This window comes from Mucilaginibacter sabulilitoris, assembly GCF_034262375.1.
Taxonomy (GTDB): Bacteria; Bacteroidota; Bacteroidia; order Sphingobacteriales; family Sphingobacteriaceae; genus Mucilaginibacter; species Mucilaginibacter sabulilitoris.
On record NZ_CP139558.1, the window covers coordinates 218,524 to 233,896 of the forward strand.

A 15,373-nucleotide genomic window follows, 5' to 3' on the forward strand; every position below is an offset into this window, starting at 1 on the left:
GGCCGTCAGTTACCAACCGATGCCATAATCTTCACCATGATTACTGGAGCCACCCCAAAGGCTGCCATGTTTCCAGTCAAAATACACCGCATTGATGGGGCCGCTGGTACGGTCGGCAAAACTTAGCGTATAGCCCATTTTTTTAAGGTCGTTGCGCACACTTTCAGGCGTGTTGTTATTCAATAATATCTGTCCGGGCTTAGGCTCCCTGTCCGAAGTTTTAGTCCCGCCGAGTGAAAGCCATAGTTGATTGGTATTAAAATTAGCAGCCTCGGTTGCCTTTTGCACAGTCATGCCAAATTCGGCAACGTTCAGAAAGAATTGTAAAAGGTTTTGATCCTGCGTATCGCCGCCCTGTACAGCGGCGGATAAAAATGGTTTACCATCTTTTAAAAACAATGAAGGCGACAACGTTACCCGCGGTCTTTTACCTGGCGCTACCACATTGAACGGATTTAGCGCGGAGTCGAGCACGAAGCTTTGCATGCGCTGGCTCATACCTATACCGGTGTTTCCGGCAATACAAGCCGGCAACCAGCCACCGCTTGGGGTAACGGAAACCACCCAGCCTTCTTTATCGGCCGCTTCAATAGAGGTAGTGCCCCTCCAAAGCCTGTCCTGGTATTCTTCTTTCGGCGAATTATTACCCAGATCATGCGTAGGCGCGAAGTTCCGTTTAGTGGTATCCATTTCAAAACCCCGTTGTTTCAATAGATTGATATAAGGGTTTTGCTTTCCCTCAAAAGGATATGGATCACCCGGACCAATATGCGCATCGTTATTATTGTACTGTATAAGCGCGGCCCGTTGTTTCCCGTATTCCTTACTCAACAAACCTTTCATAGGTTGGCCTTTGTTTGTATAAGGATCGCCGTAATAAAAATCACGGTCGGCAAACGAAAGGTTCATGGCCTGATAAAGGGTATGGATATATTTTGAACTGTTATATCCCATACTTTTCAGATCAAAATTCTCCAGGATGTTCAGCGCCTGCAACATCGCCGGGCCTTGTGTCCATTGTTGTAATTTATAAACATCAATTCCTTTATAATTTATCATCAACGGTTCTTCCTCCGCAGGTTTCCACTTGGCCAGGTCCTGCATGGTGATCAGTCCCCCTTGCTCCTGGCTGCCGCGTACAAACTCTTTGGCTATATCGCCTTTATAAAAACGATCATAAGCTGCCATCAGCGCGGCTTCTCGGCTTTTTCCTTTTTTTAGCGCAGCTGTTTCTGCATCAACCATTTTGGTAAGGGTTGTCAGCAGATCTTTTTGTACAAAAATTTCACCGGGTTCGGGTGCCTCCCGTTTTTCGCCGGGGTGGGTAAGAAATACTTTTTTACTGTAAGGCCATTGTTTAAGCATTTCCTTATCGCGTTCCATAGTATTGGCCGCCTGCGCTTCAATAGCATAGCCCGCTGCCATGTGCATGGCTGGTGCCAGCACCTGTTTAAGGCTCAGCTTGCCATAATGAATAAGCATGTATATCAAGCCGCCGGGTGTACCGGGTGTAGTTGCTGCCAACGGCCCATATTCCGGAGGGAAATTATATCCCTTGCCTTTAAAATAGGCAACGGTAGCGCCGGTAGGTGCAAAGCCCATGGCGTTAATGGCAATTACTTTATGCGTTTTAGGATCGTAAATGAGCGCCTGTGTTTCCCCACCCCAACTTAAGGTATCCCACATGGTACAGGTGGCGGCAAGCATGGCGCAGGCCGCGTCAACCGCATTGCCGCCTTGCTGAAAAATCATGGCGCCCGCTGTGGCAGCCATTGGTTTACCGGTAACAGCCATCCAGCTGCTTCCGTACAACATGGGCTTTTGCGTTTGCTGAGCAGATAGGGGAAGTGCAAAAATAACGATGAGGAGTAATACCGACAGATGCTTCATAAAACTAATATATGAAAAATGAAAGTATCAATATCGGTATTGCGAATACGCCAGAAGTAACAAATTCGTTGCTAATCAGCTATAATCAGCTCTATTTCGTGCGTTCTGAATACTTCTTTATGATTTTCTTCCACACCGTTATCGGTAATAATATAATTAATGAGCGACAAGGCCCCTAAACTGGCAAACGCGCTTTTACCAAACTTGGTAGAGTCGGCTACCAGGTAGGTGGTTTCGGCCGCATCTATCATTGCTTTTTTAACCACCAGATCACTGATGCTGGGATAGGTTAAACCGGCCTTTAACGAAAGGCCCGCCGTTGCCAGAAATAACTTTTGCACGTTGATGCCCTTAAAAAAATCGGCTGCTTTTTGACCCGTTAACGACAGGGTTGGCGGCTTAAATTCGCCGCCAGTCATGATCACTTCAATATCGGGTTCAGCGCCCAGCATCAACGCAATATTTAAAGCGTTGGTAATAACGGTTACATGACGGTTACCTTTTAGTTTTTTAGCTATCTCGGTAGTGGTAGAGCCCGAATCAAGAATAATGGTATCCCCGTTTTCAATAAACTCCAGGCATTTGGCGGCAATAAGCTCTTTCTTATCTAAATTATCATGATTGGCAACCGAAAAGGAACTTACCTGATCTTTGATATTCTTTAAAAAAGCGCCACCATGTTCACGTATCAGCAAGCCATCCTTTTCCAGCTTCTCTAAATCCTGCCTTACTGTAACTTCGGTTACCTTAAAAATTTTAGCCAGGTCGGTTACCTTGGCAGAGCCATCCTCCTTTAAAAGATCCAGAATTTTATCTCTTCGTTGATTTGCAAGCATTTTTATTTTTTAAACTATCAAAGATATATAATTGCGCCAATGAAAAGCAAAACAAATAAATCGAAGCCAAGCATAAATATATTATGAGTTATTGGCATGATAAAAGAAAATTACGCTAACACACATAAAAGGGCGTATAACATGCGGGCGAAGGAACAAAAACGAAAACATTATATATTAATATGATAATAAAGTATAGGATTTAATTTTTGTTTTCTTTGCTTTTTCTTTTTTTGTTTTCTATTTTGGCATTTCCAAATAAAAGTATTCCACATTAGCCGTACTGTGTGGAACCTAAATTCAAATAATATATAAAATGAATAATAAAGCAACACTGGGCGTAATTATTGGCAATCGTGATTTTTTCCCTGATCGTTTGGTTTCAGAGGCACGTACCGATATTATCGCACTGTTTAACAAGCTTAACATTAACCCCATCATGCTTACTGAGCAGGAATCAAAACTTGGCGGGGTTGAAACCTTCAGGGACGCGCAGCGTTGTGCCGACCTGTTTAAAAAACACCAGGAAGAAATCAGCGGAATTATCGTATTCCTGCCCAACTTTGGTGATGAACGAGGGGTAGCCGAAACCATCAAACTATCCGGGTTAAATGTACCTGTGCTGGTACAGGCTTATCCCGACGAACTGAACAAACTTGATGTAGCCCGCCGCCGCGATTCCTGGTGCGGCAAAATATCGGTTTGTAATAACTTTTATCAGTATGGCATTAAATATACGCTTACCGATAGCCATGTAATCCATCCGTCAAACCCTCTGTTTACCGAAGATCTATTAAATTTTGTGGCGGTTTGCCGTGTGGTAAAAGGCTTGCGCAAAGTTCGCATTGGCGCTGTTGGCGCTCGTCCGGGCGGTTTCAACACTGTTCGTTACAGCGAAAAAATATTGCAGCGCAATGGTATATCGGTAACTACTGTTGACCTTTCAGAGATACTAGGCAATGCCAATAAACTAACTAAAGATCATGCCGAGGTTAAGGCGCATCTGGATAAGGTACTGGCTTATGCACCGGCAGGTAAAACACCCGATGAAGCCTTGATACAAATTGCCAAGCTTGATGTGGTGCTCAATCATTTTATGGAAGACAATTCACTTGATGCCACCGCCATACAATGCTGGACATCGCTACAGCAAAACTACGGCTGCAACGTGTGCACCAGCATGAGCATTATGAGCGAGAACATGTTGCCAAGCGCCTGCGAGGTTGATGTTACCGGAACGCTCACCATGTACGCCATGCAACTGGCCTCGGGCTCGCCAAGCGCACTGGTTGATTGGAACAATAACTACGCTGATGATGAAAACAAATGCGTACTATTCCATTGCGGCAACTGGGCCAAATCATTTTTACCCGATATCGAGATCAGTAACGCGCCTATCCTCGGTACTACTGTTGGGGTTGAAAATACTTACGGCGCATTGTCGGGTCGCACTCCTGCATCACCTTTAACCTATGGTCGCATCAGTACTGATGACCCTAAGGGTGTTATCAAAGCCTATTTCGGTGAAGGCAATTTAACCGATGACGCGCTGAATACTTTCGGTAACCGCGCTGTTGCCCAGATCCCAGATTTGCAGGGATTGATGCAATACGTTTGCCGTAACGGTTTTGAGCACCATGTGGTTATGAACGCTTCAAAAACAGCAGGGATATTAAAAGAAGCATTGGGGAATTATATGGGTTGGGAAATTTATCAGCATGCGTAATATGATAGCGGAAAATGAATTGATAGCCAAGTCGGTTAATTACCGTAAAAAGATCCTCAAATATATTGTGGGCGCTAAAGCCGGGCATACCGGGGGAAGTCTTTCTTGTGTTGATATATTGAACGTTTTATACAACAGCGTTCTGAATGTATCGCCCGATAACTTTACATCACCAGACAGGGACCGATATATCCAAAGCAAAGGCCACTGCGTGGAAGCACTATATGTGGTACTGGCCGATAAAGGCTTTTTTCCGGAGGATGACCTGAACACTTTATGCCAGTATAAATCGCATTACATTGGTCACCCTACACGTAAGGTGCACGGGGTAGAGCAAAACACCGGCGCATTAGGCCATGGACTACCTATTAGTGTAGGCACCGCCCTCGCTGCTAAAATGGATAACAAAGCTTACCGGGTTTTTACACTTTTGGGCGATGGCGAATTGCCTGAGGGCTCCAACTGGGAAGCAGCACTTACCGCGGCCCATTACAAGCTCGATAACCTTTGCGCTATTATTGATAACAACAAACTGCAGATCACCGGCTCTAACGCCGAGGTTTGCAATACCGCCCCCATTGACACCAAGTTTGAGAGCTTTGACTGGGCAGTAAAACACGTCGACGGGCACGATATAAAAGCCCTTAATGAAGCCTTTGCCGCTTTACCTTTTGAAAAAGGGAAACCAAGTCTCATTATAGCACACACCATAAAAGGCAAGGGTATAAGTTTTATGGAGAACAGTGTAAAATGGCACCACGGTGTACCCGACAAAGAACAATACGAAACAGCCATAGCAGAACTGGACGAGGTTATGACCGGCGCTAATTAAACAGATCATGGGAGCAGTTATTGAAAATACAACTATAAACGGTAAACCTAACCAGGACATATTCTCGGCTACTTTGCAGGAACTGGCCACTATTGATAAAAGCATCGTGGCTGTTACCAGCGATTCAAGGGGCTCGGGCAAGCTGGTTAAATTCGGTGCCGACCTGCCAGAGCAAATTGTGGAGATAGGCATTGCCGAACAAAACCTGGTTGGTGTAGCCGCCGGACTGGCTTCGGCCGGTAAAAAGGCTTTTGCCGTATCACCTGCCTGCTTTTTAACCGCACGGGCATTGGAACAAATTAAAAATGACGTAGCATATTCTAATAATCCGGTGAGGCTCATCGGCATAAGCGCCGGTGTAAGTTATGGGGCGCTGGGTTCAACTCATCATAGCCTGCATGATTTTGCCGTGTTGCGTGCTATTAATAACCTGATCATAGCAGCCCCGGCTGATAATTTTGAAACCCGCGAGGCGGTGAAGCAGGCCGTAAAAACCAACCAGCCATTGTATTTACGTTTTGGCAAAAAAGCCATGCCCGCTTTGACCGATGATGAAAACATAAGCTTTGAATTTGGCAAAGGACGCGTGATTAAGGAAGGGGACGACCTTACGATCATAGCCACCGGCGAAACCGTTTACCCCGCTTTACAGGCTGCCGAAAAACTGGAACAGGAGCAAGGCATTAAAGCCGCCGTGGTAAGCATGCACACCATTAAACCGTTCGATGCAGAACTGGTGTTACGCCTTGCGGAAAAAACCGGAGCCATTATCACTGTTGAAGAACACAGTATTTACGGAGGCCTGGGCGAAGCCTGTGCTTCGTTACTGCTGGCCAACGGCTATCATAAACCATTTAAAATAATGGGCATACCCGACGAATACACAGTCACGGGTTCGCAAACAGAAATATTTAATCACTACGGCCTGTCGGCAGATGGGATTGCGCTGGCCGTAACAAAATTGCTTGTTAAACAATGAAATAACCAATCGCCATAATAAACCTAAATTATGAGATATTTTAAAGTATTGCTGTTGCTGGTTTTGGTTTTTGCGGGTTGTAAAAACCGGTCCGACTCGGCAAAGCAAAAAAAGATGGCCATTATTGTGTCTACACTCAATAATCCGTGGTTTGTTTTTTTGGCGCAAACAGCTGCCGCGCAAGCCAAAACGCTGGGCTATGAATCTAAAATATTCGATTCACAGAATAATACCGCGCTGGAGACCGACCATTTTGAAAATGCCATCGCTTCGGGCTATAGCGCTATTCTGTTTAATCCTACCGATGCCAACGGCTCTGTAGTAAATGTTTTAAAAGCCAAAAAAGCCGGTGTACCCGTATTTTGTATGGATAGGGAAGTGAACACCGCCGATGGGGCTACTTCTCAGATCTTATCCGACAGCTATTCGGGCAGTGTATCTATCGGTAAATATTTTGTGCAGAGCATGCATAAAAAAGGCAAATATGTGGAGCTGCTGGGCTTAGTGGCCGATAACAATACATGGAGCCGGTCCAAAGGTTTTCACAGTCTGGTTGATTATTACCCCGGTTTAAAAATGGTGGCCCAGCAAAGCGCCGATTTTGACCGGAACAAAGCCATGGAGGTTATGGAATCTATACTGCAGGCACACCCTGATATCGACGCTGTTTTTTGTGGCAATGATGCTATGGCCATGGGCGCTTACCAGGCCCTGGTTGCCGCCGGCAAGGCAAACCGTGTTAAAGTGTTTGGTTTTGACGGCGCCGAGGATGTAGTGCAGGCCATTAAGGAAAATAAAATAGCGGCCACGGGCATGCAGTTCCCCAAGGTAATGGCGCAAACCGCAGCCAATTATGCCGATGAATATTTTAAAGGCAAGCGCGACTTCCCCAAAAAAATACCTGTTGCTGTTGAGTTGGTTACCAACGATAATATAAACGACTACATCGCTTACGGTAAAAAAGATTAAACCATGGCAAAAAAAACACTTAAATACCTTGTGGCTGTTATCGTGGTTGTTTTCCTGGCCTGGAATTCAGTTTATTTTAAAAAACTGAGCGATGTAAAAGCGTCTGTTGTAAAGCAATTTAACGCGGCTGTTTACGCCCGCAACTATGTTGACAAACAACTATTACCATCGGCGGGTAAGGCTACTGATATTGACCAGTTGCTGACCTTGTTAAAAGACAAACCCGACAGCACTTTTAAATCATACTCACACACCATGGATATCGGTAACATCCGGTTTTTCATGACTTCAGGAAAGGGTATGGTTACTTCTATTGATGACAATGACGTTTATCTGCTTACTCCAAATAAGCAAACTGTTAAAATTGCCACCGAATACATTTTCGGAAATGCGCTGCGCGACGCACCGGGCATCATCAGCATCAATGATTTTACCAACACTATGGACCTTAACAATGTATCGGCCGAGGTAAATAAAATTGTGCGCAGTGAGGTGGTTCCTGCCTTTAAAAGTAAAGTTAAAAAAGGCGATACTGTAACCTTCGCAGGGGCTTTTGAGCTTAACCAAGCGCACATCAACCTTAATAATATTGAAATTATTCCGGTATCATTAAAAACAATCAATTAGTGTTAGCAGCAGAAAATATATGCAAAAGATTTTCGGGTGTAACCGCGCTCGACAATGTTAACCTCCGGCTCGAAGCCGGAAAAGTGACTGCTATCATTGGCGAGAATGGTGCGGGTAAATCAACGCTCATGAAAATACTTTCGGGCGTGTATGACGATTATGAGGGTAACATTATTTTTAAAGGGAATGCCGTACGTTTTAAAAATACGCGCGAAGCACAACATACAGGTATCGCTATTATTCACCAGGAACTAAACCTGGTACCTCATCTTACCATAACGGAGAATTTATTTTTAGGACGGGAGCTAACCAACAGCTGGGGCATGCTTGATAAAAAAGCCATGCGCCTGCGGACGGAAGAATTGCTACAGAAACTTAAATTACAGGTAAGTGCCGATAGCTTAATTACCGATTTAAAAGTGGGCCAGCAGCAGGTGGTTGAAATTGCTAAAGCTTTGCTTTACGATGCCGAAGTAATTATCATGGACGAGCCTACCTCAGCCATCAGCGAAAGTGAGGTGGAGGTACTGTTTGAAAATATTGCCAATTTAAAAAGCCAGGGTAAAGCCATTGCTTACATTTCGCACAAGCTGAACGAGCTCTTTAAAATAGCTGATCACTACACCGTTTTGCGCGATGGTAAAACCATTGAAAGCGGTGAAATGAAAGGGATAACGCATGATGTACTGATCCATAAAATGGTTGGCCGCGAAATTGAGATTGTGCGCAACAGCAATGCCGCCATAGCAAAAAATGTATTGCTAAAGGTAGATGGACTATGCCTTAACAAGCCGGGTAACGACCAGAAACAACTGTTAAAAAACATTTGCTTTGAACTTTACAGCGGCGAGATATTGGGCATTTTCGGCTTAATGGGCGCGGGGCGCACCGAACTGATGGAAACATTGTTGGGCATGCACCCAGGCCTTACGCAAGCGGCCATCACGCTCAATAACCGACCTGTAAAATTCAAATCGGCAGCCGAGGCCATCAAAGCCGGGATAGCGCTGGTACCTGAAGACCGCAAAAAAGATGGTTTGGTTTTAGGGCTTGATGTAAAAACCAACATTAGCCTGAGCTCGCTGGATAAAATGCAGGGCTCAGGGCTTATCAACAATAAAACAGAATTGGAACTGGCACATAAATACATCAAAGCATTAAAGATCAAAACGCCGTCTGAAAAACAAATGGTTAAAAACCTGAGCGGGGGCAACCAGCAAAAAATTGTGATTGCCAAATGCCTTTCAACCCAGCCTAAGGTACTGATGCTCGATGAACCAACCCGGGGTATTGACATTAATGCCAAAAATGAAATTTATAAACTAATGGCCGAGCTGGCCGCGTCGGGTCTGGGCATCATCATGGTTTCATCGGAGCTGCCGGAAATCATGGCTGTATCCGATCGTATACTGGTCATGGCCGAAGGTGCCATAACCGCGGAGTTTGAAGCCAATAAAGCTACTGAGAATAATATACTTAAAGCAGCGATAGCTGATATCAATTAAAAAATTTGAGTAAATGATTTTAACACAACAACGTACACAACTGGCCAAGTTTCAATCGCTCATAGCGCTGGTGCTGCTTTGTATAGGCATCAGTCTCATGTCCGACAAGTTTTTAACTGTCGACAATGCATGGAACGTGATGCGGCAAATATCGGTTAACATCTGCATATCCGTTGGAATGACGCTGGTGGTGTTAACATCAGGCATCGATCTTTCAGTGGGCTCTGTACTGGCCTTTTGCGGCGCTATCACCGCCGGGTTGCTCAAATCGGGCATTGAGTTGCCATCAAATAACTTATACATTGGTTTTACCATACTTGGGGCTATACTTGTGGGTTTAATAGCAGGGGCCTTGTTAGGCTTATTTAACGGCTGGACAATCACCCGTTTTAAAGTGCCGCCCTTTGTAGCTACGCTGGCCATGCTCACCATTGCCCGCGGCTTAACGCTCCTATGGACCAAAGGCTTTCCGATATCAAACCTGGGGAACAGCTTTGCTTACATAGGTACTGGCTGGTTTTTAGGTATCCCGTTACCTGTATGGATTTCGGCAGTAGTTATTGTTTCAGCTGTAGTTATCACCCAAAAAACAGCTTTGGGCCGATACATTTATGCCATTGGCGGAAACGAGCATGCCTCCAAATTGTCGGGCATCAACATTAACAAAGTAAAACTTATTGTTTACTCCATAGCTGGTGTACTGGCCGCGGTAGGTGGTATCATGGTAACCTCGCGGTTGGATTCGGCACAGCCTAACGCGGGTATCAGTTACGAACTTGATTCTATAGCTGCCGTAGTAATAGGCGGCACGTCCTTGTCGGGCGGTCGCGGAACTATTATGGGAACAGTACTTGGCGCTATCATTATTGGTGTGCTAAACAACGGCCTTGTGCTGCTCAATGTATCGCCTTTCTGGCAGCAGGTTGTAAAAGGCGGCGTGATACTTTTAGCGGTAATTATTGATAAAGCCAATTCAAAGAATGACTAACAATTACATACTTGCGGTTGACCAGGGTACCAGCAGTACCAAATCCATCATTTTTGATACCCATGGTAAAGTTGTGGCCAAGGCTACTGAACCTCTTAAAACTCATTATTTAGCCGGCGGGTTTGTGGAACAGGAACCTGATGCCATTTATCAGAACGTGCTCGACGCGGTAAAAAAATGCAGTGACACGTTTACATCTACCGGAGGTAATTTAGCCGATATCCGTTGCTGCGGCATATCAAACCAGCGCGAAACGTTTATAGTGTGGGACAAGGCAGGCAAGCCTTTATATAATGCTGTTGTTTGGCAATGCAAGCGATCGGTGAGCGTTTGTGAGCAGCTTAAGGAGCAAGGCTTAGAACAATTAATAAAAGAACGGACAGGGCTGATCATCGATCCCTATTTTTCGGGCACTAAACTGATATGGCTCTATCAAAACAATACACAAGTTAAGCAGGCTATTGATAACAGCGAAGCTTATTTCGGCACGGTTGATACCTGGCTGCTTTATAAACTAACCAATGGCAAAGTTTATAGCACCGACCACACCAATGCATCGCGTACACTATTCTTTAATCTCAAAACACTTACCTGGGACAAGGAAATTTTAGCCGCGTTTGGATTATCAGGATTGAATTTACCGCAGATAAAACCATCGGCCTCCCTTTACGGGGAGTCTGATTTTGGGGGTTTATTTGATGCTCCGCTGGAGATAACCAGCATGATTGGCGATTCGCACGCGGCTGCATTTGGCGAGGGCTGCTTTGAACCCGGCACAGCAAAAGCCACATTAGGCACGGGTTGCTCTATCCTCATGAACATTGGCGACAAGGCTACTAACTCGGCCAACGGCATGGTTACTACCATTTGCTGGAGCACAGAAGAACGCGTTGATTATGCTTTAGAGGGTGTAATTGTATCGTGCGGGGCAACGATTGAATGGCTAAAAAATGAGCTTGGCTTATTTGCTGATAGCCACCAGACAGAACAGATGGCCACCAGTGTACCCAACAATAACGGCGTTTACATTATACCTGCGTTTAGCGGCCTGGGTGCACCACACTGGGATATGAACCGTAAAGCGAAAATTGTGGGATTGACCTTCGACTGCAATAAAAATCATATTGTAAGGGCTTCCTTAGAAACCATCCCCTTCCAGATCAAAGATGTCATTACCGCCATGGAAACCGATACCGGGATAGCGTTGCTAAAACTTATGGTTAATGGCGGCATAACGGCCAACCATTTTGTTTTACAACTGATTGCCGACGTACTGGAATGCGAGCTTGTTAAACAGGATACGCCTGATATATCGGCACTGGGCGCGGCTTACCTGGCCGGGTTACAAGCAGGCATATTTAAAAACCTGCAGGATATCAGCAGTCTGAAAAACGAGCCGGTTAATTTTACCCAAACCGATACTGAAAATAACATGCAGCAATATTACGAGGAATGGCTATCATATATTAAAAAGGTTAAATAACTAAATAAGATGAAACCAGGCATTAAACCCAGCTATATAAAGTCAAGTTACATGCAAAGATGCATTTGCATTGTCGCTTATTTTTTAGTGGGCTCATTATGCTTAATAAAATGCTATGCCTCAGATGTGCCGAAAGTGGAGCGCTGGGGTCGGTACGAAATAACGCTGAAAGGTCCGGTTACCGGCAATCCTTATACTGATGTTACCTTAAAGGCAACGTTTTCCAAAGGAACGGATAAGGTAACTGTAAACGGTTTTTACGATGGTGATGGTGTGTACAAAATCAGGTTTATGCCTGCAAAAACCGGGGTATGGAATTACGTTACTGCCAGTAATTTAGCTGCCTTAAAAAATAAAACTGGTTCATTCCAATGCGTGTCTGCGGCCGGCGATAACCATGGCATGGTGAGGGTATGGGACACCTATAACTTTAAATACGACGATGGCAAAGTGTTTTACCCCTTTGGCACTACTGCTTACGCATGGACCCACCAGGGCGAAGAATTAGAACAGCTTACTCTAAAAAGTTTAAAGAATGCACCGTTCAATAAAGTAAGGATGTGCGTTTTTCCGAAGTATTACAACTATGTAACCAACGAGCCTGAGTTGTATCCTTATGAAAAAATATCATCAGCAAAAGGTGCCAACGGCAGGGTAAAATTTGTATGGGACTTTAAAAAATTCAATCCTGCATTTTTCAGGCACCTCGAAAACCGGATCGACGATTTGAACGCATTAGGCATACAGGCCGATGTGATCATTTTTCACCCTTACGATAAAGGCCACTGGGGCTTTGACAGCATGGGCAAAGCAAATGACCTGTTCTATATCAAATACCTGATTGCAAGGCTATCATCATTTCGTAACGTGTGGTGGTCAATGGCCAACGAATTTGACTATATCAAAAGCAAGCCACGCGAAGTATGGGATACTTACTCGGCGGCTGTAGTAAACAATGACCCGTACCGTCATTTATGCTCTATACATAATGGCAGTGTATATTTTGATAACTGGAAATCCTATTTCACCCATGTAAGCATCCAGAACGGCGCGCCGGTTGAGGATTTCGGCCGAGCGGTTTTACTGCGCGATGTTTACTTTAAACCGGTAATTTATGACGAGGTATGCTACGAAGGGAACCTGCCGCTGCGATGGGGTAACTTAACGGGGCAGCAAATGACCGAAGCCATATGGCAGGGTATTATTGCCGGCACCTACGTTACCCACGGCGAAACTATAAAAACAAAAGGCGATACTATTTTCTGGGCAAAGGGCGGTGTACTAAAGGGAGAAAGTCCCGCCCGCATTGCCTTTTTAAAAAACATTATGGAACAAGGCCCTGGTCCGCTAAAATTGGCCGACCCGTGGAAAGACAACCAGACTGCGCAAACAGATAGCACCTACTACTTAATTTACTTTGGTAAACAGACACAAAAAGATTGGGCGTTTAGCCTGCCTAAAAAGAACGGCCCACCAGCCGGGACCAAATTCAAGGTAGATATTATTGACACCTGGAACATGACTATCACTCCGCTTAATGAGGTTTTTGAAACCGCGGCGCCCGATGGTTACCGGATATATGATACGCACGGCAAAAAGGTTAAACTGCCGGATAACCCATATATGGCACTGCGCATTAAACAAGTAAAGTGACACTTAAATAAACAATCTATAATTCAACATAAACAATACCATACCGCAATCACAAAACACATAACAACGAGTAAATAACCATAATTAAAAACTGGCTATGCATAAGTCAACTACTGATTTATCGATCATTGTACATGATATCGCGCTACACAACAGTGAGCAGGCATACAAGCAGTTATTTAATATGCTTTTTGGCCCACTGAAGCGTTTTGCGGTATCTATCATCAAATCAAACGAGCTGGCCGAAGAGATTGCGGGCGATGTAATGATCACGCTTTGGCGTAACCGTGTTCAGCTGCTCAGCATTCAGAATATAAAGGTTTATGCTTTTGTAATGGCTAAAAATACCGCGCTCAACATGCTTAAAAAGCAATCGGGCAATATGGTATCATTAGATGAAACCAACATTGATATCACTTTTGATAGTTTAACCCCCGAGCAGATACTGATCAACGAGGAGTTTAAAAAAAGTATTGAGCTTATTGTTCAGGCCCTGCCCCCGCGCTGCAAAATGGTGTTTAAATTGGTAAAGGAGGATAACCTAAGTTACAAAGAAGTGGCGCAGATACTTGACATTTCAACCAAAACAGTTGATGCACAACTGGTAACAGCCATAAAAAGAATTTCCTGCGCTATTAAAAGCGAGTATAATTTAATCTGATAAGAGGCTGCTTTTTACCCTCTTAAAAATATTTCAATTTCTTATAGGGAACTCCCCGATTTTTTTTGTCCTCTACATAACAACCAATATTAACCGGATTTCAAGATCCTATTTTTCATGCCACACAACAGGATATTACAGCTATTGGCGCGTAAGGTAGCCGGCGAAGCTACTGCTGATGAATTGAGCGAATTGCAAAATTTGCTTGAACAGCATCCTGATAACGTATATATTGAAGAGATATTAACCCAGTTATGGGCAAAACAAGCCGTTGATGATACCGAACAGGAACTTGAATATCTCAAACATAAATTAAAATACACCGCAGATTTTGAGGCTGAAGAAGAAACAGTTACCCGCAACCTTTATCCAAAAATTAAACATTACCTGGCCATAGCAGCCATATGCTTGTTAACCATAGCAGGAGTGGTTTATTACCGTGTGTTTACCGCCAATACGCCGGTTGCACTTACCGAAATTTCAGCAGGCAAAGGTGTCCGTAAAAAAATAATACTGCCCGATGGTACGCAGGTATGGCTTAACAGCAACAGCAGGTTAACTTTTAATAATAATTTAAGCACTGCCCCCAACAGAATGGTAACACTCACCGGCGAGGCTTATTTTGACGTAGTTAAAAACAAGCACCGCCCGTTCATTATACAAACCAATAAAGTTTCCATTAAGGTATTAGGAACAGCTTTTAACGTAAAAGCTTACCCCACCGACAGCATCACAGAAACATCATTGATCAGGGGATCAATTGAGTTAACCCTGGCAGATAACCAACATCAAAAAATATTATTAAAGGCCGGTGAAAAACTCCTGCTGGCAGATAAAAACACTGCAAGTAAAGGAGCGCCTCTGCCCGCCGCTATTACCGAAAAACAAAAACTATCTATTGAAAATATTAAACCTGTGGAAATTGAAAGCCAGCAGTATATTGAAGAAACATCGTGGATAACTGATAAGCTGATTTTCAAAAACGAATCATTCAGCCAGCTGGCCCCCCGGCTGGAGCGCTGGTACAATGTCAAAATACATATAAACAACATCGCGGTAAATGATTTTCATTTTACCGGGGTTTTCCAGAACGAAACTATAGAACAGGCCTTAAAGGCCATGCAATTAATCAGACCATTTAAATTTAAAATAAGCAACGATGAGATAAACATTAACTAACCAACAGAACCTAAATAGAAGAAGTAAAAGTAAGCGGAAGATGCT

The 15,373-nt window shown here is 44.2% G+C and carries 13 protein-coding genes; 11 read left to right on the forward strand and 2 right to left on the reverse strand.

Features of this window, described 5'->3' with window-relative positions; all coding sequences use genetic code 11:
• Positions 1 to 9 precede the first annotated feature (9 nt).
• Positions 10 to 1,890 carry a gamma-glutamyltransferase family protein gene (locus tag SNE25_RS00885; protein WP_321563204.1) on the reverse strand — a complete coding sequence of 627 codons (1,881 nt, stop codon included), beginning with the start codon at positions 1,888 to 1,890 and terminating at the stop codon, positions 10 to 12.
• Positions 1,891 to 1,961: 71 nt separating this feature from the next.
• Entirely contained in the window at positions 1,962 to 2,726 is a 765-nt protein-coding gene (locus tag SNE25_RS00890; RefSeq protein ID WP_321563205.1) for a DeoR/GlpR family DNA-binding transcription regulator, read from the reverse strand.
• Positions 2,727 to 3,042: 316 nt separating this feature from the next.
• On the opposite strand from SNE25_RS00890, the gene SNE25_RS00895 reads away from it, so the two are divergent.
• The 11 genes from SNE25_RS00895 to SNE25_RS00945 all read left to right on the forward strand — a co-directional run bounded on the left by SNE25_RS00895 (position 3,043) and on the right by SNE25_RS00945 (position 15,328).
• A complete protein-coding gene (locus SNE25_RS00895) occupies positions 3,043 to 4,452 on the forward strand; it encodes an L-fucose/L-arabinose isomerase family protein (protein WP_321563206.1) in 1,410 nt (469 codons plus the stop codon).
• Positions 4,445 to 5,284 (forward strand): transketolase, encoded by an 840-nt coding sequence (locus SNE25_RS00900; RefSeq protein ID WP_321563207.1) that lies wholly within the window; start codon positions 4,445 to 4,447, stop codon positions 5,282 to 5,284. Before SNE25_RS00895 ends, SNE25_RS00900 begins: the two co-directional genes overlap by 8 nt.
• A gap of 7 nt (positions 5,285 to 5,291) precedes the next feature.
• Positions 5,292 to 6,263: a transketolase family protein gene (locus tag SNE25_RS00905; protein WP_321563208.1), complete on the forward strand. Its 972-nt coding sequence runs from the start codon at positions 5,292 to 5,294 to the stop codon at positions 6,261 to 6,263.
• Between the two features lie 30 nt (positions 6,264 to 6,293).
• Entirely contained in the window at positions 6,294 to 7,232 is a 939-nt protein-coding gene (locus SNE25_RS00910) for a D-ribose ABC transporter substrate-binding protein (RefSeq protein ID WP_321563209.1), read from the forward strand.
• Positions 7,233 to 7,235: 3 nt separating this feature from the next.
• Complete coding sequence (locus SNE25_RS00915; protein WP_321563210.1) at positions 7,236 to 7,859, forward strand: DUF2291 domain-containing protein; 624 nt, start codon at positions 7,236 to 7,238, stop codon at positions 7,857 to 7,859.
• A complete protein-coding gene (locus SNE25_RS00920; protein ID WP_321563211.1) occupies positions 7,859 to 9,364 on the forward strand; it encodes a sugar ABC transporter ATP-binding protein in 1,506 nt (501 codons plus the stop codon). The genes SNE25_RS00915 and SNE25_RS00920 overlap by 1 nt, the downstream gene beginning before the upstream one ends.
• A gap of 13 nt (positions 9,365 to 9,377) precedes the next feature.
• The gene (locus tag SNE25_RS00925) at positions 9,378 to 10,352 is read left to right on the forward strand and encodes an ABC transporter permease (RefSeq protein ID WP_321563212.1); all 975 of its coding nucleotides are present in this window, start codon (positions 9,378 to 9,380) and stop codon (positions 10,350 to 10,352) included.
• Complete coding sequence (locus SNE25_RS00930; protein ID WP_321563213.1) at positions 10,345 to 11,835, forward strand: FGGY family carbohydrate kinase; 1,491 nt, start codon at positions 10,345 to 10,347, stop codon at positions 11,833 to 11,835. Before SNE25_RS00925 ends, SNE25_RS00930 begins: the two co-directional genes overlap by 8 nt.
• A 9-nt stretch (positions 11,836 to 11,844) precedes the next feature.
• Positions 11,845 to 13,488, forward strand: coding sequence for a DUF5060 domain-containing protein (locus SNE25_RS00935; protein WP_321563214.1), 1,644 nt, complete (start codon positions 11,845 to 11,847; stop codon positions 13,486 to 13,488).
• Between the two features lie 97 nt (positions 13,489 to 13,585).
• Positions 13,586 to 14,149 carry a sigma-70 family RNA polymerase sigma factor gene (locus SNE25_RS00940; RefSeq protein ID WP_321563215.1) on the forward strand — a complete coding sequence of 188 codons (564 nt, stop codon included), beginning with the start codon at positions 13,586 to 13,588 and terminating at the stop codon, positions 14,147 to 14,149.
• A 117-nt stretch (positions 14,150 to 14,266) separates the two neighbouring features.
• Entirely contained in the window at positions 14,267 to 15,328 is a 1,062-nt protein-coding gene (locus tag SNE25_RS00945) for a FecR family protein (protein WP_321563216.1), read from the forward strand.
• Positions 15,329 to 15,373 lie beyond the last annotated feature (45 nt).

Bases quoted from the DNA above. Each gene is read 5' to 3' on its own strand.
- SNE25_RS00885 (WP_321563204.1), bottom strand. From the start codon at position 1,890: ATGAAGCATCTGTCGGTATTACTCCTCATCGTTATTTTTGCACTTCCC.
- SNE25_RS00915 (WP_321563210.1), top strand. From the start codon at position 7,236: ATGGCAAAAAAAACACTTAAATACCTTGTGGCTGTTATCGTGGTTGTT.
- SNE25_RS00900 (WP_321563207.1), top strand. From the start codon at position 4,445: ATGCGTAATATGATAGCGGAAAATGAATTGATAGCCAAGTCGGTTAAT.
- SNE25_RS00895 (WP_321563206.1), top strand. From the start codon at position 3,043: ATGAATAATAAAGCAACACTGGGCGTAATTATTGGCAATCGTGATTTT.
- SNE25_RS00925 (WP_321563212.1), top strand. From the start codon at position 9,378: ATGATTTTAACACAACAACGTACACAACTGGCCAAGTTTCAATCGCTC.
- SNE25_RS00930 (WP_321563213.1), top strand. From the start codon at position 10,345: ATGACTAACAATTACATACTTGCGGTTGACCAGGGTACCAGCAGTACC.
- SNE25_RS00905 (WP_321563208.1), top strand. From the start codon at position 5,292: ATGGGAGCAGTTATTGAAAATACAACTATAAACGGTAAACCTAACCAG.
- SNE25_RS00940 (WP_321563215.1), top strand. From the start codon at position 13,586: ATGCATAAGTCAACTACTGATTTATCGATCATTGTACATGATATCGCG.
- SNE25_RS00935 (WP_321563214.1), top strand. From the start codon at position 11,845: ATGAAACCAGGCATTAAACCCAGCTATATAAAGTCAAGTTACATGCAA.
- SNE25_RS00945 (WP_321563216.1), top strand. From the start codon at position 14,267: ATGCCACACAACAGGATATTACAGCTATTGGCGCGTAAGGTAGCCGGC.
- SNE25_RS00910 (WP_321563209.1), top strand. From the start codon at position 6,294: ATGAGATATTTTAAAGTATTGCTGTTGCTGGTTTTGGTTTTTGCGGGT.
- SNE25_RS00890 (WP_321563205.1), bottom strand. From the start codon at position 2,726: ATGCTTGCAAATCAACGAAGAGATAAAATTCTGGATCTTTTAAAGGAG.